The organism is Nocardia ninae NBRC 108245, assembly GCF_007990755.1.
GTDB lineage: Bacteria > Actinomycetota > Actinomycetes > Mycobacteriales > Mycobacteriaceae > Nocardia > Nocardia ninae.
On sequence record NZ_BJXA01000029.1, the window covers coordinates 75,633 to 101,353 of the forward strand.

Annotated in this window: 22 protein-coding genes, 1 pseudogene and 1 riboswitch; of the genes and pseudogenes, 12 read left to right on the plus strand and 11 right to left on the minus strand. The window is 69.1% G+C overall.

All coding sequences use genetic code 11. From position 1 onward, the window contains the following. Window positions 1-2 precede the first annotated feature (2 nt). Genes NN4_RS21680 through NN4_RS21705 form a run of 6 tightly spaced genes read right to left on the minus strand, consistent with a single transcriptional unit; the run spans window position 3 to window position 5,969 of the window. Window positions 3-1,562, minus strand: coding sequence for an ABC transporter substrate-binding protein (locus NN4_RS21680; protein ID WP_246181001.1), 1,560 nt, complete (start codon window positions 1,560-1,562; stop codon window positions 3-5). Between the two features lie 56 nt (window positions 1,563-1,618). Next, complete coding sequence (locus tag NN4_RS21685) at window positions 1,619-2,704, minus strand: LLM class flavin-dependent oxidoreductase (protein ID WP_147134336.1); 1,086 nt, start codon at window positions 2,702-2,704, stop codon at window positions 1,619-1,621. Next, entirely contained in the window at window positions 2,701-3,228 is a 528-nt protein-coding gene (locus NN4_RS21690) for a GNAT family N-acetyltransferase (protein WP_135235867.1), read from the minus strand. Before NN4_RS21690 ends, NN4_RS21685 begins: the two co-directional genes overlap by 4 nt. Before the next feature lie 4 nt (window positions 3,229-3,232). Beyond that, window positions 3,233-4,186, minus strand: a complete 954-nt coding sequence (locus tag NN4_RS21695) for an ABC transporter substrate-binding protein (RefSeq protein ID WP_246180996.1) — start codon at window positions 4,184-4,186, stop codon at window positions 3,233-3,235. A 14-nt stretch (window positions 4,187-4,200) separates the two neighbouring features. Next, complete coding sequence (locus NN4_RS21700) at window positions 4,201-4,968, minus strand: amino acid ABC transporter ATP-binding protein (RefSeq protein ID WP_107655148.1); 768 nt, start codon at window positions 4,966-4,968, stop codon at window positions 4,201-4,203. Further along, the gene (locus tag NN4_RS21705) at window positions 4,965-5,969 is read right to left on the minus strand and encodes an amino acid ABC transporter permease (RefSeq protein WP_147134341.1); all 1,005 of its coding nucleotides are present in this window, start codon (window positions 5,967-5,969) and stop codon (window positions 4,965-4,967) included. Before NN4_RS21705 ends, NN4_RS21700 begins: the two co-directional genes overlap by 4 nt. A 267-nt stretch (window positions 5,970-6,236) precedes the next feature. After that, window positions 6,237-6,331: riboswitch (SAM riboswitch) on the minus strand. Window positions 6,332-6,575: 244 nt separating this feature from the next. Here NN4_RS21705 and NN4_RS21710 point away from each other — a divergent pair. Continuing rightward, the gene (locus NN4_RS21710) at window positions 6,576-7,385 is read left to right on the plus strand and encodes a hypothetical protein (protein WP_246180997.1); all 810 of its coding nucleotides are present in this window, start codon (window positions 6,576-6,578) and stop codon (window positions 7,383-7,385) included. On the opposite strand, the gene NN4_RS21715 is transcribed toward NN4_RS21710, so the two are convergent. The 5 genes from NN4_RS21715 to NN4_RS21735 all read right to left on the minus strand — a co-directional run bounded on the left by NN4_RS21715 (window position 7,382) and on the right by NN4_RS21735 (window position 12,552). After that, window positions 7,382-8,518 (minus strand): glycosyltransferase family 2 protein, encoded by a 1,137-nt coding sequence (locus NN4_RS21715; protein ID WP_147134394.1) that lies wholly within the window; start codon window positions 8,516-8,518, stop codon window positions 7,382-7,384. The two genes, NN4_RS21710 and NN4_RS21715, sit on opposite strands and share 4 nt — an antisense overlap. A gap of 32 nt (window positions 8,519-8,550) precedes the next feature. Beyond that, complete coding sequence (locus tag NN4_RS21720; RefSeq protein ID WP_147134344.1) at window positions 8,551-9,321, minus strand: LppM family (lipo)protein; 771 nt, start codon at window positions 9,319-9,321, stop codon at window positions 8,551-8,553. A 72-nt stretch (window positions 9,322-9,393) separates the two neighbouring features. Then, on the minus strand, window positions 9,394-10,215 hold the full coding sequence (locus NN4_RS21725) for a carotenoid biosynthesis protein (RefSeq protein ID WP_246180998.1): 822 nt from the start codon (window positions 10,213-10,215) through the stop codon (window positions 9,394-9,396). 104 nt (window positions 10,216-10,319) lie between these two features. Continuing rightward, window positions 10,320-11,885 (minus strand): phytoene desaturase family protein, encoded by a 1,566-nt coding sequence (locus NN4_RS21730; RefSeq protein WP_147134350.1) that lies wholly within the window; start codon window positions 11,883-11,885, stop codon window positions 10,320-10,322. Window positions 11,886-11,940: 55 nt separating this feature from the next. Beyond that, window positions 11,941-12,552, minus strand: coding sequence for a GNAT family N-acetyltransferase (locus tag NN4_RS21735; RefSeq protein WP_107655151.1), 612 nt, complete (start codon window positions 12,550-12,552; stop codon window positions 11,941-11,943). A 142-nt stretch (window positions 12,553-12,694) separates the two neighbouring features. Here NN4_RS21735 and NN4_RS21740 point away from each other — a divergent pair, with 142 nt between their 5' ends. The 11 genes and pseudogenes from NN4_RS21740 to ftsW all read left to right on the plus strand — a co-directional run. Beyond that, window positions 12,695-13,135 carry an SAV_6107 family HEPN domain-containing protein gene (locus NN4_RS21740; protein WP_167769005.1) on the plus strand — a complete coding sequence of 147 codons (441 nt, stop codon included), beginning with the start codon at window positions 12,695-12,697 and terminating at the stop codon, window positions 13,133-13,135. Between the two features lie 147 nt (window positions 13,136-13,282). Next, a complete protein-coding gene (locus NN4_RS21745) occupies window positions 13,283-13,711 on the plus strand; it encodes an SCO2097 family morphological protein (RefSeq protein WP_107655152.1) in 429 nt (142 codons plus the stop codon). A 414-nt stretch (window positions 13,712-14,125) separates the two neighbouring features. After that, window positions 14,126-14,557 carry a division/cell wall cluster transcriptional repressor MraZ gene (gene mraZ / locus NN4_RS21750; RefSeq protein WP_107655153.1) on the plus strand — a complete coding sequence of 144 codons (432 nt, stop codon included), beginning with the start codon at window positions 14,126-14,128 and terminating at the stop codon, window positions 14,555-14,557. 183 nt (window positions 14,558-14,740) lie between these two features. Further along, window positions 14,741-15,715 (plus strand): 16S rRNA (cytosine(1402)-N(4))-methyltransferase RsmH, encoded by a 975-nt coding sequence (gene rsmH / locus NN4_RS21755; protein WP_147134353.1) that lies wholly within the window; start codon window positions 14,741-14,743, stop codon window positions 15,713-15,715. A gap of 82 nt (window positions 15,716-15,797) precedes the next feature. Beyond that, on the plus strand, window positions 15,798-16,598 hold the full coding sequence (gene ftsL, locus NN4_RS21760; protein ID WP_186818553.1) for a cell division protein FtsL: 801 nt from the start codon (window positions 15,798-15,800) through the stop codon (window positions 16,596-16,598). Further along, on the plus strand, window positions 16,595-18,487 hold the full coding sequence (locus NN4_RS21765) for a peptidoglycan D,D-transpeptidase FtsI family protein (RefSeq protein ID WP_371865684.1): 1,893 nt from the start codon (window positions 16,595-16,597) through the stop codon (window positions 18,485-18,487). The genes ftsL and NN4_RS21765 overlap by 4 nt, the downstream gene beginning before the upstream one ends. A 206-nt stretch (window positions 18,488-18,693) precedes the next feature. Further along, window positions 18,694-20,286 (plus strand): UDP-N-acetylmuramoyl-L-alanyl-D-glutamate--2,6-diaminopimelate ligase, encoded by a 1,593-nt coding sequence (locus tag NN4_RS21770; protein ID WP_147134356.1) that lies wholly within the window; start codon window positions 18,694-18,696, stop codon window positions 20,284-20,286. Further along, complete coding sequence (locus tag NN4_RS21775) at window positions 20,283-21,797, plus strand: UDP-N-acetylmuramoyl-tripeptide--D-alanyl-D-alanine ligase (RefSeq protein WP_147134359.1); 1,515 nt, start codon at window positions 20,283-20,285, stop codon at window positions 21,795-21,797. Before NN4_RS21770 ends, NN4_RS21775 begins: the two co-directional genes overlap by 4 nt. A gap of 55 nt (window positions 21,798-21,852) precedes the next feature. Beyond that, window positions 21,853-22,929 carry a phospho-N-acetylmuramoyl-pentapeptide-transferase gene (gene mraY, locus NN4_RS21780; protein ID WP_107660203.1) on the plus strand — a complete coding sequence of 359 codons (1,077 nt, stop codon included), beginning with the start codon at window positions 21,853-21,855 and terminating at the stop codon, window positions 22,927-22,929. Window positions 22,930-22,978: 49 nt separating this feature from the next. After that, window positions 22,979-24,414: pseudogene (gene murD / locus NN4_RS21785) on the plus strand (UDP-N-acetylmuramoyl-L-alanine--D-glutamate ligase). Then, on the plus strand, window positions 24,411-25,721 hold a 1,311-nt coding region (gene ftsW, locus NN4_RS21790; RefSeq protein WP_147134362.1), incomplete at its 3' end, for a putative lipid II flippase FtsW. The pseudogene murD and the gene ftsW, both read left to right, overlap by 4 nt.

Below are 25,721 nucleotides of genomic sequence, written 5' to 3' on the forward strand. Positions count from 1 at the left end.
CGCTACCGCCCGCTCAGCCAGGCGTCGAAGAACTGTAGTCGCGCCGAGGCCTCGAACTTCAGATCCTGGGCGGTGCTGCCCGCGTCGATCGCCTGGGACAGCTCCACCGTCGGGATCAACAGCCCGGCGTCGAGCACCTGTTGCTGGGCCGTGTGGATGAGGCCGTTACGGACGGTGGTGTCGACTGTGCTCAACTGGCCGTTCAGTGCGTCGTCGAGCGCCGGAATAGGCCCTCGCACATTGAGATTGCGGCCGTCCAAACCGAACGAGGTGCGCAGGATGTCCCCGTCCGCGCGGGTGGTGTTGCCGTAGCTACTGTCGAAGTCCTTGGCGTTCTGCCGTGCCGTCGACTCGGCGCCCGACACCAGGTCCAGCTCGAGCTCGACCCCGACCTGCCGCAGCTGTTGCTGTACCAGTTCGATGATCGCCTGGTTGCCCGCGAACACCTGACTGAACAACACCGAGAACGACAGCCGCTCACCGTTTTTCACCCGGATGCCGTCACCACCGGGCACCCAGCCCGCCTGGTCGAGAATGTGGCGGGCCTTGCCGGGGTCGTAGGCCAGCCGGTCCGAAAGGTCCTGGTAGCCGGGCGTGCTGCTGGCCAGCGGACTGGTCGCCGGCTTGAACTGCGGCCCGAGCACGGTCTCCACCAACTGCTTACGGTCGATCGCGGGTAGCAGCGCCCGACGCACCGCCGGATCGCGCAGCGGGCCGCGGGTCACATTGGTCTGGAAGCCGAACGGCACACCGGGATTCGCGGTGCTGAGCACCCGTCCGCCCGCCGCCTCGATCTGTGCTGCGTCCTGCGGCAGCGCATCGCTGATCGCGTCGAGCTGCGCCGAGGCGAGACTGCCGGTGCGCACGCCGGATTCGGGCACCACGGTGAATTCGATCTTGTCCAGGTAAGCCTCGCCGCGGTGCGCGAACACCGCCGAACCCCACTGATACCCGGCGCGCTTGGCCAGCGTGACCGAGGCGTCCTGGCGGTAGCCCGCGTAGGTGAACGGCCCGCTGGCGATATTGTCGCCGAGGCAGCGCTGCTCGGCCGGCTTGGCGGTGGTGGCCTCGGCCAGAATGCCGAGCTGGGTGGTCGAGGACGCCTGCAGGAACTGCGCGTTCGGCTTGCTGAACTCCACTCGCGCGGTCAGCCGGTCCACGGCGGTGGTGGCGACGTAGTTGGTGAGGTAGCTGGACGCCAACGGCGATTTGGCGGACCCGAGTTTGATGATCGAGTCGAAGGTCTTACCCACCGACTCCGCTGTGAGCGGCGTGCCATCGCTGAAGGTGACGCCGTCGGTGAGATAGAAGGTGAACACCTTCGCATCGGGCGTGACCTCCCAGCGCTGCGCCAGCCACGGCTTCAGCTCACCGGTCTTCGGATCCTGATCGGTCAGCGAGTCGACGATCTGGCGAGTCACGTACAGGGTTTGGTTGGTGCCCGACTGTGCGGGATCCGAGCAGGTGGGGGCCTGCGACAGGCCATAGCGCAGGGTGCCGCCCGGCTTCGGCGGTCCCGCGTCGCCGCCCGGCGCGGCCGAATCAGTGCCGCAGGCAGCCATCGTGGTAGCCGTGGCCAATGCGCCTGCCAGCGCGGCAATTCGGTGACGGGAACGGATCACGATGTGACTCCAGAAGTTTCGGTAGGGACGAGTTCGGCGCCGGCGGCCAACGGGCGGCTCGGGATTCGGCGGCGCAACTCCGGCGCCACCTCGGTTTGGAACAGCGCGAGGCTGTCCAGGTAGTCGATCTCGGGGCGACCGTCCCGCTCGGCGGACAGGTGGATCACCTCGTGCCCGAAGTGCTCGTGCTGCCTGCCGACCTTGTCGATCACCTGCTCCGGGCTGCCGACCAGAGCCGAACTGCGAGTGACGAAGTCGTCGAGCGTCTCGAACACGATCGGCAGGCCGAGGGTGCGCGCCAACGCGAGACGCGCCTCGAAGATCGGCCGATAGGTGTCGAGCGCCTGCTGGGACGTGCGGGCGACATGGAATCCCGCCGTACCCGCGCCGACCAGCGCATCGGCCGGGTTGTGCCCGTAGAACTCCCAGCGCTCCCGATAGTGGCGGACCAGTTCGGCGTACGGCTCGATCGGGTTGGTCACATTCGCCGAGAACAGCGGATCACCTTGGCGTGCGGCCAGTTCCACGGAATCGCGGCTGGTCGCGCTGCCGTGCCAGATCCGGATCTCGGGCTGCCACGGCCGCGGCAGCGCCTTGGCGTTCGTCAGCGCAGGCCGGAACCGGCCGGACCAGGTGACGTTCTCGCTGTGCCAGAGCGCCCGAAACAGGTCGTAGCCTTCGTGATTGCGGTCCCACTGATCGTCGGTGGTGACGTGGAACAGCTCGGCCTGTGCGGCCCCGTTGCCCTTGCCGATGATCAGCTCCAGGCGGCCGCCGGACAGATTGTCCAGCGTCGAGTAGTCCTCGAAGGCGCGCACCGGATCCAGCAGGCTGAGCGTGGTGACGGCGGTGAACAGCGTGATGCGGGAGGTGACGGCGGCGATGTGACTGAGGATCACCGGGGGAGCCGAGGACAGGAACGGATCCTCGTGCCGCTCGCCGACGGCGAAGCCGTCATAGCCGAGATCCTCGGCCAACCTGGCCTGTGCGACAACGTCGCGCAGCCGCTCCCTGGTGCCGGGCAGCCTACCGGTCGTCGGATCGGGCACCCGGGTGACCAGGGTGAACAGGAGAAACTTCATGCGGATGCTCCCAGTGCGTCGGTGACCGCGGGCAGTCGCTTCTCGAACGGGTGCTTGCCGAGCTCCTCGGCGGGCACGGCCGGGTCGTAGAGCGCGGTGTAGCCGGCGGCGAGGTAGAGGCCGACGGCTTCGGGTTGCCGCGGACCGGTGGTCAGGTAGATGCGCCGGTAGCCGCGCCGCTCGATCTCGGCCTCGAGCTGTGCGAGCACGAACAGCCCGAGTCCCTGCCTGCGGTGTTCGCGGGCCGTCCAGATCCGTTTGAGCTCAGCGGTTTCCGCGTCGTAGCGCTGGAAGGCCCCGCCGGCCACCGGCTCGCTGTCGCGGGTGACGACCAGCAGCGCGCCGTGCGGCGGCGCGAACTCGGTGGCCGGATAGTCGCGCAGCGACGCGTGCATCTCACCGGGGCTGCGGCCGTAGCGGCTGCTGTACTCGACGGCGAGTTCGGCGAGCAGCGGCGCCGCCAGTGGGTCGTCCTGGGCGACCCGGTGCACCCGCAGGTCCTGTGCCGAAAGCTGTTGCGTCACCGGGTCACCGCTGCTTCGGTAGGCCGGGCGGGTTGATCCGCGACTCGGTGACCTGCTCGCTCTGCAGGCCCCACCGATCGATCACCTGCTGGTAGGTGCCGGTTTCGATGGCGTGGTTCAGTGCCCGCTGGACGGCGGTGACCAGCCCGCTGTTCTTCTTGGTGAGCACCGCGATCTCGCCCTGCAGCGCGTCGCCCGCGCCGGAGAAGGTGCCGAGGATCTTGGTCTGCTTCGCGGTGGCCGTGTGGTAGATCGCGGTCGGGTTGGGGCCGATGAAGCCGTCCAGCCGCTGCGAGGCGAGCGCCAGGTAGTAGTCGCTGGTCTGCTGGAAGTAGGCGATGTCGATGGGCGCCAGGCCTTGCGCGCGGTTCTGCTCGTTCCATTTCACCAGCAGCTGTTCCTGATTGGTTCCGCTGCCGACGCCGATTCGCTTGCCCGCCAGGCTCGTACGGTCCTTGAACTCGAGGGTGCTCTGCGCGGGTACCTCCAGCGCGACGGTGTCGTGGCGGTAGGTGGCGAAGTCGTACTTCTCTTTGCGCTCCTCGGTCACCGTCACGTTGGAGACGAAGGCGTCGACCTCACCGGAGTCGATGCGCACGAAGTTCTGCGCCCAATCCGCCACCCGCACATCCAGTTTCAGGCCGAGGATATCGGCGACGAGCGACGCGAAATCGATCTCCGAGCCGACCACGGTCTTGTCGTCGTCGGCGTAGAAACGCAGCGGCGGCGCGGTACCTGACGAGCCGGTCACCACGAGGGTGCCGCGGCCCCGAATCGCTTGCGGCACTTCGGCGGCGATGCTGTCCACCTTGGCCGCGCGGACCCGGCCGGTCTGCGCGGCGGAGAGGTCGAAGGTGATCGCACCGGTGGGCGCGGATTCCGCGTCGGGGTCGGTGCAGCCGGTGGCCAGCAGTACGACCGCGGTCGCGGCGGCGGTGGCCAGGGCGGAGAGCTTCATCGGAAACCTGTTCATCAGCGGACTCGGGAGAGGAAGGCGCGGGTGCGCGGGTGGCGTGGGTTATCGAGGACCGCATCGGGTGTGCCCTGTTCGACGATCGCGCCCGCGTCGAGAAACACCACGGTGTCGGCGATCTCCCGGGCGAAGCCGATCTCGTGGGTGACGATCACCAGCGCGGTGCCGCCGTGCGCGAGATCGCGGATCACGTCGAGCACCTCGCCGACCAGTTCGGGGTCCAGCGCGGAGGTCGGTTCGTCGAACAGGATCACCCTGGGGCGCAGAGCAAGTGCTCGCGCGATCGCCACCCGCTGCTGCTGCCCACCGGACAGCCTGCGCGGGTAGGCGTCGGCGAGCTCGCCGATGCCCACTCGTTCCAGCAGGATTCGTGCCTCCGCCTCGACTTCCTTGCGGTCGCGGCGTTGCGCGGAAAGCGGTGCGAGCGTGACATTGTCGAGCACCGTCAGATGCGGGAAGAGATTGAAGTTCTGGAAGACGAACCCGATGCGGGAGCGCTGCTTGCGCACCTCGCGGTCGGGCAGCGCGTGCAAGGTGTTGCGGCGCAGCCGATATCCGATCAGCTCGCCGTCGATGCGCACCGTGCCCGCGTCCAGAGCCTCCAGATGATTGAGCACGCGCAGCAGGGTGGACTTGCCGGAGCCGGACGGGCCGATCACGGTCACCACCTCGCCGGAGCGCACTGTCAGATCGACTCCGCGCAGGACCTCCTGTGCGCCATAGGATTTGCGGACGCCGCGGACCTCGACGGCGGGCGCGGCGGTCATCGGGTCGCTCCACGCGGTGCGGTGGCGCCGGATTCGGCGACTTCACGCAGCTTCTGCCAGGCCCGGTGGACCGGTGACGGCGGTGGCGTGCGTTGAGTGCCTTTGGCGTAGTGCCGTTCGATGTAGTACTGCGCCACCGACAGAATGGTGGTGAGCACGATGTACCAGGCGGTGGCCACCAGCAGCAGCGGCACCACCCGGCCGTTGCGTCCGTAGATCACCTGGACCTGGTAGAACAGTTCCGCGATCGCCATCACCGACACGATCGAGGTGCCCTTGAACAGGCTGATCACCTCGTTGGTCGCATTGGGCAGGATCGACCGCATGGCCTGCGGAACCACGATGGTGCGGAACTGGCGCACCCGTGGAATGCCCAGCGCGGCAGCGGCTTCCAGCTGCCCGGCATCGACGGAGATGATGCCCGCCCGGATGATCTCGGCCGAATACGCCGCCTGATGCAGCGCGAGCCCGATCACCGCCGCGGTGAACCCGCTGATCACGCCGTTCACCTCGAAGGTGAAGAAAGCGGGACCGAACGGGATGCCGACCGACAGCGTGTTGTACAGGTAGGCGATGTTGAACCAGAACAACAGTTGCACGATGAGCGGGATCGAGCGGAACGCCCAGATGTAGCACCAGGAGATCACCCGCAACACCGGGTTGCCGGACAGTCGCGCGATGGCCAGCGCGGTGCCGAGCAGGAACCCGAGAGCGGTACCCCACGCGGTGAGTTCCAGGGTCACCTTCAGTGCGGCGAGCACCGACTTCGCGGTGATGTACTGCGCGAAGGTCGGCCAATCCCAGCCGGGATTCGTGACCAGACCGTGGATGAACTGTGCGAGCAGGATGAGCGCGATCGCACTGACCACCCAGCGCCACGGGTGCCGGGTCTTGGCGACGGTGGGTGCGGCATCCTCGGCATCGGGCAGGTGAGTCGTAGGGGCGACCGGGTCGTCGCCGGCGTCGGTTTCGCCAGGTACGGCGGTGGCGGACGCACTCATGACACTGCCTCGCTGGCGCTCGGCTGCGCCATGACTGCGTTGGCAGCTGTGCCTTTTGCTCGCTCGCTGCGCTCACTCATGTCGAGGTCCTTCGGAAGAACGAACGAGACCGCACCACATCGGGCCGCGGTCACATCACCCGGCCAGCGACGGGTGCACAGACTGGCTGCGGGTCAGCCCCGACAGCTCGCGGACGTCACCTTGCACTGATCGATGTGGCGACGGCCCCAGCGGGTGCCATGGGCAGCGGAAATGATCACTTCGGTTCCTCCATCGGTCCCGGCGGAAGCACCCGCACCCGGTGAACCGGGGGGTTGCTGCGACGTCGACGAGCCAGGTCTCTCGGTCGCTCTGGATGGTTGTCGCCGATCCGGACACCGGCTGATGTCAGGGTCGGGCCGAATTATCATGCCCAGCAGGCGAACCCTGGGACAAGGGAACTAATCACCGTGAGCGTAAACCTCGCCGCGGGACGGATACCGGGGGTGCCGCGGCGGTGCGCCGGTAGGGACACGCCGATGGCTAGCCTGCACCTATATCGCCTGTTCACGGGGTTTTCGGGAGTACCGTCAGCCTTCGATCGCGTCGATGATGAGGGAGGTCTCCGTGGCTGTACCGCGCCGTTCGACCATACTGTCCGCCGTCGCGAGCTGCTCGGTCGCGCTGGCGCTCGCCGCACCGACCGCAGGTGCCGTACCGACGCCGCCCGCCGCAGCGCCGGTTCCGTCCGCCGCAGCCGCAGTTCCGGCCGGCGCAGTACCGGTTCCGTCGGTCGCAGCCGCAGTTTCGCCCGCTGCCGCCCCGGTGCCATCCGCGACGGCTGACCGTCCGGCCCAGCCCGGCACCAGCACGCTCAGCGATCTTTTCGGGGTCTACAACACTGCGGTTGATGGCCTGCGCGCCGCAGGCATGCAGCCCTTCCTCTACCCGACCGCGTCCGCGTACTGCCTGAACGGCACCTCCCTCGGCCTCGCCCCGGCGGTGGCCGCCGCCGTGCCCGGCCCGTGGCCCAGGACCACGATCGCCATCCCGGGTCTGGACCTGACCGCCGTCAAATCGGGCCAGACCATGTTCACCTTCGTGCCTTACGGCCTCGGCCAGGACGGGCCGGACACCACCGGCATGCAGGTCGCCTGGCTGAACCTGACCAGTGGCCGCGGTGGCATGGCATCGATGGGCCCGCTGTCCTCGGTGTTCGGCGCGATGATCCCCGCCGAAGTCCCGGCCGTCCTGCGCCCGATGGCCGAACGCGCCATCCAGGACTTCTTCTTCGCCGCCTTGCCGATGGGCGGAGTCCGCGCGGTACCCGTCGATACCGGGCAGGGCACTGTGCTCGCCGCGGTCTTCGGCACGGTCGAAAACGGCGGTAAGTCCTGCTTCTTCCTGCCGACGGTGGGGATCACCGAGGTCCCCTAGACCGCGCGACCTTTCCAGCGCAACGTGCCCCGTCGTCGAGCGCGATGGGAGCGTGCCCACAGCACGAGGTACGCGGCCACCGAGAACGGATGCGCCAGGGCCGCAAGGACATCGGTGCGGGCGAGTGGGCCGCCGGACTCGGTGGAGCGAGCCAGCAGCCTGCCGGTGACAGCGGCCGCATAGCCGAGGAGACCGACCCGGCGGAGAGCGCCATGGCCACCGAGCGCGGCCAACGGCGGCAGCCAATAGGCCAGGGCGGCAAGGGTTCCCACAGTCGCGCCCCCCGCGACGGTGCCGCCGTACGCCGACCACAGCCAGCGGGTGTAGCCGGCGTCGAGTTCGGCTGCGCCCTCGTACATTCGGGTGCTCGCCAGGCTTCCTGCGGCGACGAGCACAGTGGGTTGCCCTGCGCGGCGCAGTGTTCGGGCGATGTCGAGATCATCGGTCGCGCTGGCGGCGACCGAGGCATGCCCGCCGATGGCACGGTAGGCGGCGGTATCGAACGCCAGAAATTGGCCGCAGGCAACCGAAGTGGACGGTCGTAGGCTGCGATCGGCCACCGCGATCGGCAGTGTCGCAGCCCACGACCAGCACAGCAGCGGTTGCACCAATGCCTCAACCAGCGATTCTGCCCTTTGCCTCGGCCACGGTGAAACCAATGCGACCCGCCGCCTGCGCAATTCGCCGACCGCCGCCGCGATCGCGTCTGGTGCCAGCCGCACGTCCGCATCCACGAAAACCAGCACCGGAGTCACCACCGAATCGGCCAGTCGCACACACGCGGCAGCCTTACCGGTCCAACCGGGCGCAGGCGCGGTCTCGTTGCGCAACACCGTGATTCGTGGATCCCCGCCCGCCGCGTCGACCGCCACCGCGAAGGTGTCGTCATCCGACGCGTCATCGAGAATCACCACACTCATGCGAGTCGCCCCGCGCTGCGCCCGCAGATCCGCGATCAACCCCGGCAGTCGCGTCGCCTCGTTCCGAGCGGGCACGCACACGGTCACCGGCTCGATCACCTCGATCGGGCTCGCTACCAACTGCCGCACCGTAATCCGGTTGTACAGCGCAATCCCAGCGCCGACCACCGAAATCCCGGCACCGGCCCAGGTCAGCCCGAGGCATCCGCTGATCGGGCCCCCGCGCAACGCGAGACGGCCCTCGCTCAGCGACCCTGCTTGACCGTTTTCCACCAGCGACTCCAGGAGAGGCCGGTGGGGGCGCCCGGCGCGGGCGGGTTGCGATCCATGTACGCCATGGCGGCGATGACGGCGGCGACGGCCAGGGTGATGCCGCCGACGATGCCCGCCCAGCCCGCGAACGAGCGAGTGTTGGGGTCGGCGTAGCTGACCTCGGCGCGCAACGGGGAGACGTCGCCCGCGGGCAGTTTCCAGGAGACGATGTTGTCGCCCTCGCGGTTGCCGTTGGTCTTGGCGACGCGGGCCGGGAACGCGACGGTGAACTGGACGTCGGAGCCGTGCGGCGGCACGGATTTCAAGTCGACCCGGCCGGTGAGGCTGACCAGGTCGCCGGTGCGCTGGAATTGCAGTTGGAACATGCCCTGCGTCTGCTCGGACAGCTGACCGAGCTGGCCGACCTCGCCGAACGACATGTCTTCGAAGAACACCTGGCTGCCGACGTAGCCGTCCTGGGTGTACGGCTCGACCCGCACCTTCGCGGCGAGCGAGTCGGGCGCCTTCAGCTGCGGGCCCTTGTCATTGGGTTCGACGGGCACGACCGCGGCGACGATCCGCCCGGACACCCGGTCGTTGGACGACACACCCATCGACACCTGCACCCGCAGGCAACCCGCGAGCACGGGGACCAGCAACGCCGCGAGCAGAACGGCCGCGGCGACACGCACTCCAGGGCGGGGCGTCCGCGGCGACGGTAGTACCGGGGCATCGGGGATCGTGGTGACGGGACTCGGCTGCACGGAGACATCGTGCCAGGCCATCCGTCCAGATGGCCACGCGACGGGCGGAACGGGCCCCGCGATGTGCGTCGGCTAGTCCATCGGATCGGGCCGCGGGCAGAAAAAGCCGAGGTGACGCAGCAGTGGCAGGCCGAGAGCGGCCAGTCCGATCCCGCCGTAACCGGCTGAGAACGGCAGCCCGAGGAACACCGCGTGCGCGAGGACGGACCCGAGCCAGGTCCACAGGAATACGGCCACCGGCACTGCGAACCGGGAAACGGCGTTCAGCCCCGCTGACGGATCCGCCGGCACCGGGGCCGCGCGCTCCCACACGGTCAGCAACCCACCCATTAGGAGAGCCACCGCGAACCAGCCGAGGTAGTTGGTATACGGAATTTCGGCGATACCGGGCAGTCCGGAGCTCTGGTCACACCACGTCCACTGCCCGTCGGCGACCATCTGCGGGTCGAGGAACAGATCCCAGCCGACCGCTCCCACCGCCAGTAGGCCGACCCTGGCCACCGACCCGCGCGCGAGCAGCCCGGCGACCACCCAGATCGGATACAGCCCACCGGTCCAGGCCAGCGGCACGACCAGCGGCACGCCACCGAGCGTGGGCCCCAGCCGATCCACCGCGTACTCATAACACCCGAACGGCAAACCTGTTGCGGTACCGACGATCTCGGCGGCCAGCCCGAGCCCGGAGACGATCACCAGAAACCCGGCCGCATACCGAATTCCGCGCGTCGCCGTCGCATGCGCCAACGCCGTGCCCGCCGACAACAGCACGACCACGACCGTCACCCGATCCCGTCCGTCGCCGGACGTCAGCGGATAGGCGATCTGCACCAGGATCAGCACCCCCGCGAGCACCGCAGGCGCAAGCCCGCGCACCGTCACAGGTGCGCCAACCACTGGCACAGCCGCACCCTTTCGGAGTTCCCGCAGACGTAATCGCATGCGATTCGGTGTGCGGGAAGACGAAAGGTGTGCGTCCGCTCTGGGCTCGGTACGGTTCGTCATCGTTTGCGCAGCAGGGGGAACCGGTTGTGGCGCAGGTCGCGCAGTACGAGGTTGGCGGCGCTGCGCCCGCTGGCGCCGGACACGCCGCCGCCCGGGTGAGTCGACGCGCCGGTCAGGTAGAGACCCGGCGCCCCGGCTACGCGCTGCCCCGACAGCTCCGGCAGCGGCCGCCACATCATCATCTGATCCAGCGACATCTCCACGTGCATCACATTGCCGCCGAGCAGCCCCATCTCCCGCTCCAGATCGACCGGCGTCTGCACGAACCTGCGCAGCACGGAATCGGCGAAACCCGGTGCGTAGGAGTCGACTTCGGCAATGATCCGGTCGCCCTCCCGCTCGGCATGCGCGGCCCACTCGCTGCCGTCGGCCAGCCGGTACGGGTGCCACTGCGCCCACAGCGAGAGCTGATGCTCACCGGGCGGGGCGATACTCGGATCCAGTGCGCTGAAACTCATCGCCAGCACCACCGGCCGCGGCGGCAGGTCCCCGGCCGACGCGGCCCCGTGGGCCAGCCGGAGCTGCCGCCGGTCGGACACGAGAAACTGGAGACCACGGGCGGATTCGTCGACCGAGCTACCGGGATAGTGCGGCAGTGAGCTGGTCGCGACCCGCACCACCATCCCGATCCCGGGACCGACCCGGATGCGCCGCCGCCAGTCGTCGAGTACACCGGCGTCGAATCCGCCCTCGCGCAACAGATCCAGCGTGGTCAGCACGTGCGAGCCCGCGATCACGGTGTCGGCGCGCAGGTTTCGTCCCGAGGCCGTGCGGACCCGCCAGCCCGCACCGTCGCGCCCCAGCGCGGTCACCGCGTCACCCGCGGTCACCATGCCGCCGTCGGAACGCAGCCGGGCAACCAGCGCCGCGGACAGCGCGCCACTGCCGCCGACCGCACGTCCCGGCGGCAGGGTGTGCATCAGCGCGGCGAACCCGACCATCGGTGCGGTGCCCGGCTCCGACATCGGCGGGCCGGACTGCGCGCCGAACCAGGCCAGCGACGCCTTGAGCCGTTCGTCCTGAAAGGTGCTGTCCAGCAGCGCGTCCCCGGATTGCAGGAACTCCCGCGACAGTGCGCTGCCGCCGTCCTTGGCATCCAATCCCCAGAACGAGCGCAGCAACCGGCCCGGCGTGGGCCCGCCGCCGAACGCGCGCATCACCCTGGTGCTGCGCGGACCCCACACTTCGACGAACCGCCGATACGCCGCCGCGTCCTGCTCGCCACAGGCGGCGGCGATCGACGCGCAGGTCGCATCCAGGTCGCGGTGGAACACCAGCGGCGCGTGCTCGCCGCTGGCGGGCGTGAAACCCCAAGGGTCGCAATCGATGTACCGCAGACCGAAGCGGGCGAGATCCAGCTCCTCGATGATCCCAGTGTGCCGCACCATGATGTGCGCGGACGAGCCGCGATCGACCAGATGGCCCGGGAACCGTTCGACGGTCGACACCGCACCGCCGAGTACCTCGTCGCGTTCGAGCACCTCCACCGCGTGCCCGGCGCGCGCCAGATAGCACGCGGCGACCAGCGCGTTGTGGCCCGAACCGACCACCGCGACCGTCACGTGACCCTCACTGCGGTACCTCGCGGGTCCCCCGGATTCCGAGGGCACCAGAGCGTCACAGCGGCAGCCGCCGTCCCAGAATGGCGAACGGCCGATTGTCGCCCGCGAACACGAAATTCCGTACCACGTCGGTGAATTCCTGCCGCCGGTACAGCCGCCAGGCCCGGTTGTCCTCCTGGTCCACCTCCGGGGTGGACAGCAGCACCGCCTGCTCGGGTCGATCCCGCAGCAGCCGTTGCAGCAGTGTCGAACCGATGCCGAGCCCCTGCGCCGCCGGGTGCACGTGCAGCTCGGTCAGCTCGAAATAGTCCGAAAGCAGTTCGCGCGTCGAATGTTCCGGCCAGCCGGACCGCCGCATCCCGCTGTGCACCTGCTGGTGCCACCACTGGTGCGGGGCGCCGTGGTAGCCGTAGGCGATCGCCACGATCGGTGCGGACCGTAGGTCGACATGCCCGGAATCATCGGGGACCACCGCGGCCACGGCCTGCCAGCCGGGGCGGGTGGTGTGCTCGGTCCACATCGGCGCGCGATGGTGTTCGGTGCCGCGCGGATAGTCCATCGCCGCGACATACACCGCCAGCGCATCGTGCAGCCGGGAGCGCAGTGCCGTGACGGACAGGTCGACGACGACAGGTGCGGGGGTGTGATTGGGCTTGACGGCGGTCATGGCTCTCGTCGGGTCCACAGCGGGCGCGGAAGTTTGTCGGTGGGCGTCTCTATATTCAATCTCAATTCAAACGTTCGAATACCTGTTCGGTCACACCAAGGCGGTGTTGGGCACGGGTAAGCGAGGGCGGAGGGACTCCGAGATGTCTAATCGGGTCGAACATCCGGGACAGCCCGGTCGAGCGGGCAAGCTGCTGCAACGCGCCGACGGCCTGCTCATGCAGGCGGCGGGGGAGCGGGACCCGCGTGAGCGGTTCCGCACGGCCTATCTCGCGGCATTACGCGGGGCGGGTGCGGTGATCGCGCTCACCGGCGCCGACAACGCGCCGCGGGCTCGATCGCGCAACGCGTGGGTGCTGATGCAATCCGCCGCGCCCGAGTTCGTGATGTGGGCCGATTACTTCAGCGCGCGGTCGGAGACCAGGGCCGCGCTGGAGGCGGGGCTCGATCGCGACATCGACGACGACGAGGCCGACGAGTTCTATTCGCGGGTAGGAGCATTCCTGCACGACGTCGAAGATCTCCTTACCGCATCGGCTCGATTGCGCCCCGCGCCGGGGTGGACAAACGGCATGACCGGATAGTGACAGGCGGCACGCCCACATAGTTATGGGCGACTAGGTGGTACGGCCCTGATCGAACTCGTATCATTGGTGACAGATAGCCGCCAAGGTCGGCTATCAGTCGCCTACCCGGAGGCGACAGCCACGCCTAGTGCCGGGGGAGGTACCGTGCCACTCTCCGAGCACGAGCAGCGCATGCTCGAACAGATCGAGAGCGCGCTCTATGCTGAGGATCCGAAGTTCGCGTCGTCCGTCCGCGGCGGGCGCCTTCGCTCGACCTCGAGTCGTCGCAGACTCCAGGCCGCGGCCTTGTTCGTCCTTGGTCTGTTTCTACTCGTCGCCGGCATCGCTGCTCCAGTGAAGCCCGGCGGCTTCCCGATCATCAGTTTGGTCGGATTCATCGTCATGTTCGCCGCAGGCGTGCTGCTGCTGGTCGGCAGTTCCAAGGGCATTGCGAAGGGTGATCGGGCCGGCGGAGACGCCGCGCCCGGTAGTCCAGGCGGTGGAACGACCGGACAGCGTGGACGTCAACGCAAGTCCGGCGGTTTCTCCGAGCGCATGGAGGACCGATTCCGGCGACGGTTCGAGCAGGAATAGCTCGTTCGTAGCCTGACAACTCCAGACCACGGCGACGCCGCACCGATCCGGTGCGGCGTCGCCGTCTCGCGTGTGCCTTTCGTCCGCGCGGCCGAGGCGCGCCGCACGGGTTTGCCGCGCTTGCTCCACATCTCCCCACAAGTTCCCCCACTTCGCCCCCTCGCTCGGCTGAGTCAGGGGCGCCTGGGCGTTTGCTGGGTGTTTCCGGGCCTTTGTCCATGCGGACTGTGCGTGTCGGCAGAACACGCAAAAAGTTCTCCACCACAGTGATAGCTGGGATGACCTGCGAAATCGTCTGGGTCGGGAGCCAGATCACCGGCAGTTTCGATTGAAAGTGGGGGAAAGTGGGGTAATGTGGAGCGCGCACTACAGGAAAGGCCGACCATCGAGGTGATCGACTAGGGAGGTATCGAGTTGTTTCTCGGTACCTACACACCTCGGCTGGACGACAAGGGGCGACTCACGTTGCCTGCGAAATTTCGAGACGATCTGGCGGGAGGGTTGATGGTCACGAAGGGTCAAGACCACAGCCTTGCCGTGTACCCCAAGGAAGAGTTCACCGCGCTCGCTCGCCGGGCCGCGGCGGCATCTCGAAGTAATCCGCAGGCGCGCGCATTCGTCCGGGCACTAGCGGCCGGAACGGATGAACAACGTCCCGACGCACAGGGTCGGATCGTGTTGTCGGCCGAACATCGGCGCTACGCAAACCTGCAACGGGATTGCGTGGTAACCGGCTCGGTCGATTTCCTCGAAATATGGGACAAGCAGGCGTGGGACACCTACCTCGCCGAGCACGAGGAGGATTTCTCGCAAGCGAGAGACGAGTCGCTGGGCGGAATCTTCTAGCCCCCCGAGCGAACGAGTGCCGCGCGGCCTCTGCCCGGACGCGGACCCTGACGTACTTCCCCGACGCCAGGTGCCGAGGTTCGGTCAGAGACCACGGGGCATTCGTCTCCGGCAACGGTTTCTTCAGACAAGGCGACCCGTGCGCGGTGCGCGACGAAGCGAGGCAGATCCCGGGAGGTCGAGGTGAACCGTGAGCAGGACGGCCCCCGCCATGTTCCTGTTCTGCTCGGTCGGGCCGACGCGCTGCTCGGGCCCGCGCTCACCGAACCCGGTGCGGTCTATCTCGACGCGACCCTCGGTCTCGGCGGACACGCCGAACACTTCCTGCGCACCTACCCCGGTCTCCGTCTGGTCGGTCTCGACCGGGATACCGCCGCGCTGAAACTGGCCGCCGAGCGGCTCGCGCCGTACGCGGACCGAATCACGCTGGTGCACACCCGATACGACGGGATCGCCGAGGCGCTCGACCAAGCGGGGCTGCGCGCCACCGGATCGGTCTCCGGCATCTTGATGGACCTCGGTGTGTCCTCGATGCAGCTCGACGAGGCCGACCGCGGCTTCGCCTACTCCGTCGACGCGCCGCTGGACATGCGGATGGACCCCACCACCGGGCCCACCGCCGCCGACGTGCTCAACACCTACAGCCACGGCGACCTGGCCCGCGTGCTGAAAACCTATGGCGAGGAACGCTTCGCGGGCCGCATCGCCGCGGAGGTGCTGCGCCGCCGCCAGCAGCAGCCGTTCACCACCAGCGCCGAACTGGTCGAGGTGCTCTACGCGGCGATCCCGGCGGCGACCCGCCGGACCGGTGGGCATCCGGCCAAGCGCACCTTCCAGGCGCTGCGGGTGGAGGTCAACCGCGAGCTCGATTCGTTGCGCGCCGCGTTGCCTGCGGCCCTGGACGCCTTGCGGATCGGCGGCCGCATCGTCGTCATGTCGTATCAGTCACTCGAGGACAAGGTGGTCAAGCAGGAGTTCGCGCCGCGCGCGGCCTCCAGGACCCCCGTCGACCTACCGGTCGAATTGCCCGGCATGGGACCGGAATTCCGGATGTTGACCCGTGGCGCGGAGAAGGCGACCGAGGAGGAGATAGCGGAAAATCCGCGTGCCGCACCCGTCAGGATGCGCGCCGCGGAGCGAATTCAGGAGGTCGGATGAGACATGTGCTTGTCCGGCCGGCCGGGTGTGGGGCCTGGACAAGGGAGGCCGGTAGTCCCGCACAGACTCACGAGGGGACAGTATGAGTATTCGGACGCGGACCGTCGACGCACCCGGGCGGATCGCCCGCCGGGTCCATGACTCCGAGCGGGTGAAATCGGGTGCCGCGCAACGGGCTTACGCCCGCCGCCGGACCCGCGCCGAAACCCGTTCGGACACACCGGCGCTGCCGAAGCGCCAGGGCTCGGTGATGGCCGCGCGCATTCCGTTCGTCGCGGCGATCATCGCGTTGCTCGGTTGTGGTCTCGCGCTCACCCTGCTGCTGACCACCCGCGCCGCGGAGGACAGTTACCAGCTCGGTGACATCAAGGCGACCAACAAGCGACTGGCCGACGAGCGGGCCGCGCTGCAGCGTGAGGTCGAGGCGGCCGATTCCGCCCCCGAACTCGCCGCCCGCGCAAGGGAACTCGGCATGATCCCGGCCAAGGACCCGGCCCGGCTGGTGCTCGGACCGGACGGCACCGTGACGGTGATCGGCAAGCCGACGCCCGCCCAGGGTCCGCCGGTGCCGCCGCTGAACGTCTCGCCCACCGCCCCGATCGGCCCGCAGGCGGGCAATGTGCAGGCCCGCGGTGAGCGTGTGGTTCCGGTGACCACCACGCCACCGCCGCCGGCGCTGCCGCCCGCTCCCGGTAGTGCTGCGGCGAACAACGCACAGGTGAACGCGGCTCCGGCGAGTCCGGTTCCGGTCAGTCCGGTCCCGCAGGCGCCCGCCGAGGCCGCCCCGCAACAGGCCGAAGCTGCGCCGTCCGCTGCGGATGCCGCGCTGGGGCAGGCGGAATCCACTCAGCCACAGGTACTTCCAGACGGAGGGCAGCGGTGACCCAGACCAGGCCCGCGCCGCGCAGGCGCCGCGAGCCTGGTCCGAGCAAGGCCGCCAGACCACGCGCCGCCGCACCCAAGAAGAACCAGCCGCTGCGCAGGCGGCTGGGTGCGGGCCGGATCATCATGCTGATCGCCCTGGGTGTCGTCGCGCTGCAACTGCTGTGGATCCAAACCATCAACGCGCCGAGCCTCTCCGCGCAGGCCGCGGACCAGCGCACCACGCACGAGCCCGACTACGCCATCCGCGGCCCGATCACCGACCGCAACGGCAAGTCGCTCGCCTACACCATCGCCGCGAAACAGCTGCATTTCCAGCCGGTTCCGGTCCGTAAGCAGCTGGCCGACGCGAAAGCCAAGAACCCCAAGGCGCCCGATCCGGACGAGCGGCTCAAGGCCATCGCGAAGACCGTGCACGACAAGCTCGGCAAGGCGGGGCCCACGGAAGCGGAACTGCTCGCGAAGCTGCGCAGCGACGAGACGTTCGTGTACCTGGCGCGCGGCGTCGACCCGCGGATCGCCGCGGATATCCGCACGCAGTTCCCCGAGGTCGGCGCGGATGCGCAGTATCCGAGGGAGTACCCGGGCGGTTCGCTGGCGGCCAACGTCATCGGCGCTACCGGCTGGGACAGTCACGGGCAGATCGGTCTGGAGTCCTCGCTCGACTCGGTGCTCGCGGGCACCGACGGTTCGCGCACCTACGACCGCGGCTCCGACGGCACCGTCATTCCCGGTAGCTGGCGCGACAAGCAGGACGCCGTGAACGGCAACGGTGTCGAGCTGACCCTGGACTCGGATCTGCAGTATTACGTGCAACAGCAGGTGCAGCAGGCCCGCGACCTGTCCGGCGCGAACTCGGCGTCGGCGGTCGTGCTCGACGCCAAGACCGGGCAGGTGCTGTCGATGGCCAACGACAACACCTTCAATCCCAAACTGTCGCCGCAGAATTGGGCCTCCGCCGACATGGACAATCCCTCGGTGACCGAGGTGTTCGAGCCGGGATCGGTGAACAAGATCGTCACGGCGGCCGCGGCCATCGAGTACGGATTGACCAATCCGGATGAGGTGCACCAGGTTCCGGGCAACATCCGGATGGCGGGGGTGACCGTCAACGACGCGTGGCAGCACGACGTCGCGCCGTACACCACCACCGGCATCTTCGGTAAATCCTCCAACGTGGGCACACTGATGCTCGCCCAGCGGGTCGGCGAGGACCGCTTCGCCGACATGCTGCATCGGTTCGGGCTCGGCCAGCGCACCGGGGTCGGCCTGCCCGGCGAGAGCGCGGGCGTGGTCCCCGCCCGGGATCAGTGGTCGGGTGGCACCTTCGCCAATCTGCCCATCGGGCAGGGCCTTTCGATGACGACGCTGCAGATGACGGCCATGTACCAGGCCATCGCCAACGACGGTGTCCGCATTCCGCCGCGCATCATCAAAGCCAAGGTCGCACCGGACGGCACCCGCACCGACGAGACGCAGCCCGACGGCGTGCGCGTGGTGAGCCCCCAGACGGCCGCGACGCTGCGCACCATGTTCCAGTCGGTGGTCCAGCGTGATCCGATGGACGCCAACGAGAACGGCACCGGCGGGCCCGCCGCGATCGAGGGCTACCAGATCGCGGGCAAGACCGGCACCGCGCAGAAGGTCGACCCCAGCTGCGGCTGCTACTCGACCTCGTCGTTCTACATCACCTTCGCGGGCATCGCCCCGGCCGACAACCCGCGCTACGTGATCGGCCTCATGCTCGACAATCCGGTGCGCAGCTCCGACGGCAGCGGCGGCCAGTCCGCCGCACCGCTGTTCCACAACATCGCCTCCTGGGCGATGCAGCGCGACCGCATCCCGCCGTCGCCGGAGCCGTCCAAGCGATTCGTACTGCAGGCCGACTGAATCGGTGCGGTGCCCGACCAGCCGAGTAGACGGTGTGCCGCGTTCGCGGCACCCGTCTGCCCGGCCGCTGGTGCGGCGCGCGCCGCGCAGGCGACGGCATTGTCCGTCGGCGGCACGGCAACATATGGGCGCGTTGCTGACCCGTGATCGGCCGTCGGTAACCTGACTCGTCGTCCCAGTCCCCGCCCGTATCAGAGAGGAGCAATGTGCCTGCGCAGTCCAGCCAGCACGCGCTCCGGCCCGCTCGTCCACCGTCGACCGCGCTGACCGCCGTGCAGGCGCTGACCGGCGCCGCGGCGACCGGACCCGCGTTCGACGAGGTCCAGGTCACCGGAGTCGAGCAGCGGTCACAGGCGGTGCGGCCCGGTGACCTCTTCACCGCCCTGCCCGGCGCGCAGGCGCACGGTGCCCGGTTCGCCGCCGACGCGGTCGAGCGTGGCGCGGTCGCGGTATTCACCGATGCGGCGGGTGCGGAGCTCGCGGGGGAACTGACGGTGCCGGTGCTGGTGCGCGAGGATCCGCGCGCGGTGCTCGGCGAGCTGTCGGCGGCGATCTACGGCAACCCTTCTGAACAGCTGCGCATCGTCGGCATCACCGGCACCTCCGGCAAGACGACCACCTCTTATCTGGTGGAGGCCGGGCTGGCGGCCGCAGGCCTGTCGACCGCGCTGATCGGCACCATCGAGACCAGGATCGGCGGCCGACGAGTACCGAGCGCGCTGACCACCCCCGAGGCGCCGCAGCTGCACGCGATGTTCGCGCTGATGGTCGAGCAAGGCGTGGACGCGGTGGTGATGGAGGTGTCCAGCCACGCGCTGGCGCTGGGCCGGGTGGACGGCGTCCGCTTCGCGGTCGGCGCGTTCACCAACCTGTCGCAGGACCACCTGGACTTCCACGCCGACTTCGAGGACTACTTCGCCGCCAAGCGCAGGCTGTTCGAGCCGACCTCGCCGGTGGCCGCGCGGACCGCGGTGATCTGTGTCGACGACGAGTGGGGCGTGCGCCTCGCCGCGGGGCTCGACGGCCCGATCACGGTGTCCACCACCGGAACCGGGGATTGGCGGCTGGACGGCGCGATCACGGCGCACGGTGGCGAACAGGAATTCAGCGCGGCCGGGCCCGCCGGCAATATCGCTGTGCGACTACGTCTCCCGGGGCGCTACAACGTCGCCAACGGTCTGCTCGCGGTCGCCGTGTGCGCCGCCGCCGGGGTCGACGCCGCGGTCGCCGCGCCCGCCCTGGCCACCGTCGATGTGCCGGGCCGGATGCAGCGGGTGGAGCGCGGTCAGGACTTCCTCGCGATCGTCGACTACGCGCACAAACCCGCCGCGCTGGAATCGGTGATCGCCACGCTGCGTGGCCATCTCGCGGCCGACGCGCCGGAGTCGCCGGGACGCCTCGCCGTGGTGGTCGGTGCCGGTGGTGACCGTGACGCGGGTAAACGTCCGCTGATGGGCGAGGTGGCGGCCCGCGGCGCCGATCTGCTGATCATCACCGACGACAATCCACGCAGCGAGGATCCGGCGCAGATCAGGGCCGCGCTGCGGTCCGGCGCGCTGGCGGTGGCCGAGGACGCGCGCGGTGTCGTGCGCGAGATCGGCGATCGCGCCGAAGCCATTGCGGCGGCGGTGAATTGGGCTCAGCCCGGCGACGTGGTACTGGTTGCGGGTAAGGGGCACGAGGCCGGACAGGAGATCCGGGGCGTGAAGCACCCCTTCGACGACCGCGACGTGCTCGCGGCGGCACTGGACAAGCGAAGTCCGCACAGCGCGGACGCGGAGGACTTGACGGTTTCATGATCGAGATGACACTGCGGGAGATCGCGGACGTCGTCGGCGGCACGCTGCACGACGTCCCCGACCCGGCGGCTCGGGTCACCGGTTCGGTGGAGTTCGATTCGCGCCGAATCGGTTCCGGCGATCTGTTCCTGGCCCTGCCGGGGGAGCGGTCCGACGGCCACGACTACGCCGCCGCGGCGGTCGCGGCCGGTGCGGTCGCGGTGCTCGCGGCCCGCCCGGTGGGCGTGCCCGCCATCGTCGTCACGCCCAATCCCGGCTCGGTGCCGTCGAGTTCGGTTGCGCTGGCGGCCGATTCGGACGGGTCCGGGGCCGCGGTGCTCGCCGCGCTCGGCGACCTGGCCCGCGCCAGCGTGCAACGCCTCACCGCGGCAGGCACTCTCACCGTCGTCGGGGTGACCGGATCCTCGGGCAAGACCTCCACCAAGGACCTGCTCGCCGCCGTGCTCGCGCCGCTGGGCACCGTGGTCGCGCCGCCGGGTTCGTTCAACAACGAGCTCGGCCATCCGTGGACCGCGTTGCGCGCCAACGCCGATACCCGTTTCCTGGTGCTGGAGATGTCCGCGCGCGGGCCGGGTCATATTGCCGCGCTCGCCGAGGTGGCGCCGCCGAGCATCGGTGTCGTGCTCAACGTCGGCACCGCGCACCTCGGTGAGTTCGGCAGCCGCGAGGCCATCGCCAAGACCAAAGGCGAACTGGTGCAGGCGCTTCCGCCGACCGGGCTGGCCGTGCTCAACGCCGACGACCCACAGGTCGCCGCGATGACGTCGCGGACGACCGCCCGCGTGGTGATGGTGGGTCAGTCCGACAGCGCCGCCGTGCGGGCCACCGACATCCGCCTGGACCACGAAGCACGCGCCGGTTTCACCCTGCACACCCCGGCGGGCAGCATCCCGATCCAGTTGGCCGTGCACGGCGAACATCAGGTCGGCAACGCGCTGTCCGCGGCGGCGGTCGCGCTGGAATGCGGTGCCGACCTCGAGACCATCGCCCGGTCGCTGTCCGGCGCGCACGCCGCGTCGGCCCGCCGGATGGATGTGCGGACCACGCCGGGCGGCGTGACCGTCGTCAACGACTCCTACAACGCCAACCCCGATTCCGTCCGTGCCGCCCTGAAAGCCCTGGTCACCATGGCGCGCGCGGGCGAAACGCCGCGCCGCAGCTGGGCCGTGCTCGGCGAGATGGGCGAGCTGGGCGAAGAATCCGTCATCGAACACGATCTGATCGGCCGGCTCGCGGTGCGGCTGGACGTGCACCGGCTGATCGTGGTCGGCACCGGAAGGCCGTCCCGGGCGATGCATCAGGGAGCGGTGATGGAAGGCTCATGGGGCGAGGAGGCGATCCTCGTGCCCGACATCGGCGCGGCCATCGCGTTGCTCGACGACGAAGTCGAGGCGGGTGATGTGGTGCTGGTCAAGGCGTCGAAGTCGGTGGGCCTCTGGGAGGTCGCCGAACACTTGATCAATGCGGAGCCATCCAGCGGACGTACGGGAAGCACGGAGGCAAGGGATTGAGCGAGCGAGTCATCAATACAGCGACCGCTTGGCCGAGCGCTAGCGAGGCTTGGTCGTGAGACAGATTCTATTCGCGGCTGCGATAGCGCTCGCCGTATCGATTCTGCTGACCCCGCTGCTGATCAAGATGTTCGCCAAGCAGGGCTTCGGTCAGGAGATCCGGGTCGACGGCCCGGCCAGCCACCAGGCCAAGCGCGGCACCCCGACGATGGGCGGCGTGGCCATCATCATCGGCATGTGGGCCGGCTACCTCGGCTCGCATCTGATCGGCATCGGCTATCGCGCGGACGGCCCGTCGGCGTCCGGCCTGCTGGTGCTCGGCCTGGCCACCGCGCTGGGCGGTGTCGGCTTCGTGGACGACTTCATCAAGATCCGCAAGCAGCGCAACCTCGGCCTCACCGCCGCGGGCAAGTACCTCGGCCAGCTGACCGCCGCCGTCGTCTTCGGTGTGCTCGCACTGCAGTTCCGCGGCGCGAGCGGGCTGACACCGGCCAGCAGGCAGCTGTCCTATGTCCGCGACATCAGCACGGTGACGATGGGTGTCGTCGTGTTCCTGGTCTTCGTCTGCCTCGTCGTCGTCGCCTGGTCCAACGCGGTGAACCTGACCGACGGACTGGACGGCCTCGCCGCCGGATCGATGAGCCTGGTGCTCGGCGGCTACGTGGTCATCACGTTCTGGCAGTACTACCACGCCTGCGAGATCAAGGCCGAGGTCGGCTGCTACAACGTGCGCGACCCGCTCGACCTGGCGTTGGTCTGTGCCGCGGGCGCCGCCGCGTGCGTCGGCTTCCTGTGGTGGAATGCCGCGCCCGCCAAGATCTTCATGGGCGACACCGGCTCGCTGGCGCTGGGCGGCATGCTGGCCGGACTGTCCATCACCACACGGACCGAGCTGCTGATGATCGTCATCGGCGCGCTGTTCGTGGCCGAGACTCTGTCGGTGGTGCTGCAGGTGGCGGTGTACCGCACCACGCGCAACCGGCTGTTCAAGATGGCGCCGTTCCATCATCACTTCGAACTCAGCAAGTGGGCCGAGACTACGGTGATCATCAGGTTCTGGCTATTGGCCGCGATGGCTTCGGCCATCGGCCTCGGCTTGTTCTACAGCGAATATCTCTCTGCGGTCGGGTGAACTAGCGATGGTCGAACATTCTCCTCGGGCCCTGCGAACACCGGGGCCCATGCTCGAATTCCTGCGTGGCCGTGACGTTCTCGTCGCGGGCTGGGGCATATCGGGGCGCTCGCTGGTCGAGCCGTTGCGCGATATCGGCGCGCGCCCCGTGGTCACCGACGGCGGCGCCGCGGCGCTCGCCGAGGCGGCCGGCCTCGGCCTGGACATCGCCACCTGCGTGGAACTGGAAACCACGGACTGGAGCCGGTTCGCGCTGGTGATCACCAGCCCGGGCTGGCGGCCGGACTCGCCGGTGCTCGCCGCGGCCGTCGCCGAGGGCACCCCGGTGTGGGGCGACGTCGAATTCGCCTGGTGGGTCGATCAAGCCAGGATCTACGGCCCGGTCCGCAAGTGGCTGGTGGTGACCGGAACCAACGGCAAGACCACCACCACGCAGATGACGCACGCCATCCTGCGCGCCGCGGGCATCCCGAGTGTCGCGTGCGGCAATATCGGCCTGCCCATCCTGGATGCGTTGCGGCGCAACCCCGGACCGCAGGTGCTCGCCGTCGAGCTGTCCTCGTTCCAGCTGCACTGGGCGCCGTCGGTGCGTCCGGAGGCGGGCGTGGTGCTCAATGTGGCCGAGGATCACCTGGATTGGCACGGCGGGCTCGACGCCTACGCCGCCGCGAAGGCGCGCGCGCTGGTCGCCGGGTCGGCGTGGTCGGGCTCGACGATCCGGTGGCGGCCTCGCTGGCCCGTCGCTCGAAAGCCCGGCGCACCGTCGGCTTCCGGATCGGCGTGCCCGCCGACGGTGAGCTCGGCGTGGTCGACGGCAAACTGCTCGACCGCGCGTTCACCAAGGCCGCGATCCTCGCCGAGGTCGGCGACATCAGCCCGCCCGGCCCGGCCGGTGTCGCCGACGCGCTCGCCGCGTCCGCGCTGACCAGGGCCATCGACGTGGCGCCGCAGTTCATCAGGGAGGGGCTGATCGAGCACAAGGTCGGCCCGCACCGGTCCGCGTTCGTGCGCGAGGTCGGCGGCGTCGACTTCATCGACGACTCCAAGGCCACCAACCCGCACGCCGCGCGCACCGCGATCCTGGCGCACCCGCAGGTGGTCTGGGTGGCCGGTGGCCAGCTCAAGGGCGCGCAGATCGAGGACCTGGTCGAGGAGGTCGCCGACCGGCTGGTCGCCGTGGTGCTGATCGGGGCCGACGCGCCGGTGTTCGCGGTCGCGTTGGCGCGACACGCACCCGAGGTCCCGGTCATCGAGCTGATCGCGGGAGACGATGCAGGGATGGGTGACGCGTCGAGAGATAAGGCCGACGCCGTGATGGCGCGCGCCGTACAGGCCGCGGCCGGATTCGCCACCCGCGGCGACACCGTGCTGCTCGCGCCAGCGGCGGCCTCGTTGGACATGTTCGCCGACTACACGCACCGGGGCCGCAGTTTCGCGGCGGCGGTGCACGCACTGGAAGACGGTGACGTCGGGCGGCAGCTATGACGGAAACGACGCGGCGTAAGGAACAAGCCGGAGCTGGGGCCAGGTTCGTCGCCTGGCTGGCGCGGCCGCTCGCGTCGTTTCACCTGGTCGTCACCATCGCCACGCTGCTCACCGTGCTCGGCTTGGTGATGGTGCTCTCCGCGTCGAGCGTCGAGGCGTATGCCGATGGGGGATCGGCGTATTCGCTGTTCATCCAGCAGGCACTGTTCGCCGCGATCGGTGCCGTCCTGTTCTATCTCGCTCTGCGTATCCCGTTGCGCCGGTTGCGGCAGTGGTCGTTTCCGCTGTTCGTGCTGTCGGTGATCGGTCTGGTGCTGGTGTTGATTCCCGGCATCGGCTCCAAGGTCCAGGGCGCGCGGCGGTGGATCGATCTCGGCTTGTTCAACGTGCAGCCGTCGGAGATCGTGAAGGTCACCCTGGTGGTGTGGGGCGCGCACCTGCTCGCGTCGCGTCGCTCGGAACACGCCGGGCTGAAAGACATTCTGATGCCGCTGGTCCCTGCGGGCCTGCTGGTGTGTCTGCTGGTCGTGGTGGAACCGAACCTGTCCACGACGATCGCGCTCGGCATCGTGCTCGCCGCGCTGCTCTGGTTCGGCGGCCTGCCGCTGCGGTTGTTCGTGACGATCTCGGTGTCCGGGATGATCGCGGCCGTCGTGCTCGCGTTGTCGGCGGGCTACCGATCGGATCGGATGCGCGCGTTCTTCAACCCCGGTGACGACCCGCAGGGCATCAATTACCAAGCGCGGCAGGCGCTTTATTCGCTCGCCGACGGCGGCATCTGGGGCCGCGGCCTCGGGCAGAGCCGGGCCAAGTGGAGCTACCTGCCCAACTCGCACAACGACTTCATCTTCGCCATCATCGGCGAGGAGCTCGGCTTCCTCGGCTGTGCGCTGGTGCTCGGACTGTTCGCGCTGTTCGTCTACACCGGTCTGCGCATCGCCAGCCGCTCGGTCGATCCGTTCCTGCGGCTGCTCACCGCCACCGCGACCACCTGGATCACCGGCCAGGCGCTGATCAACATCGGTTACGTGGTCGGGTTGCTGCCGGTCACCGGCCTGCAGCTGCCGCTGGTCTCCGCGGGTGGCTCGTCGCTGGCGATCACCCTGTTCATGTTCGGCATCATCGCCAATGCGGCCAGGCACGAACCCGAGGCCGTCTCCGCGCTGCACGCCGGGCAAGACGGTAGGTTCAGCAAGTTGCTGCGGCTGCCCAAGCCGGAGGTGTACTCGCCGGCCAGGGCGAGCGCCGCACGGGCCAGGTCCGCGCAGCGGGGTAAGCCGGCCCGGCCGGGCAGACAGTCGGCGCTG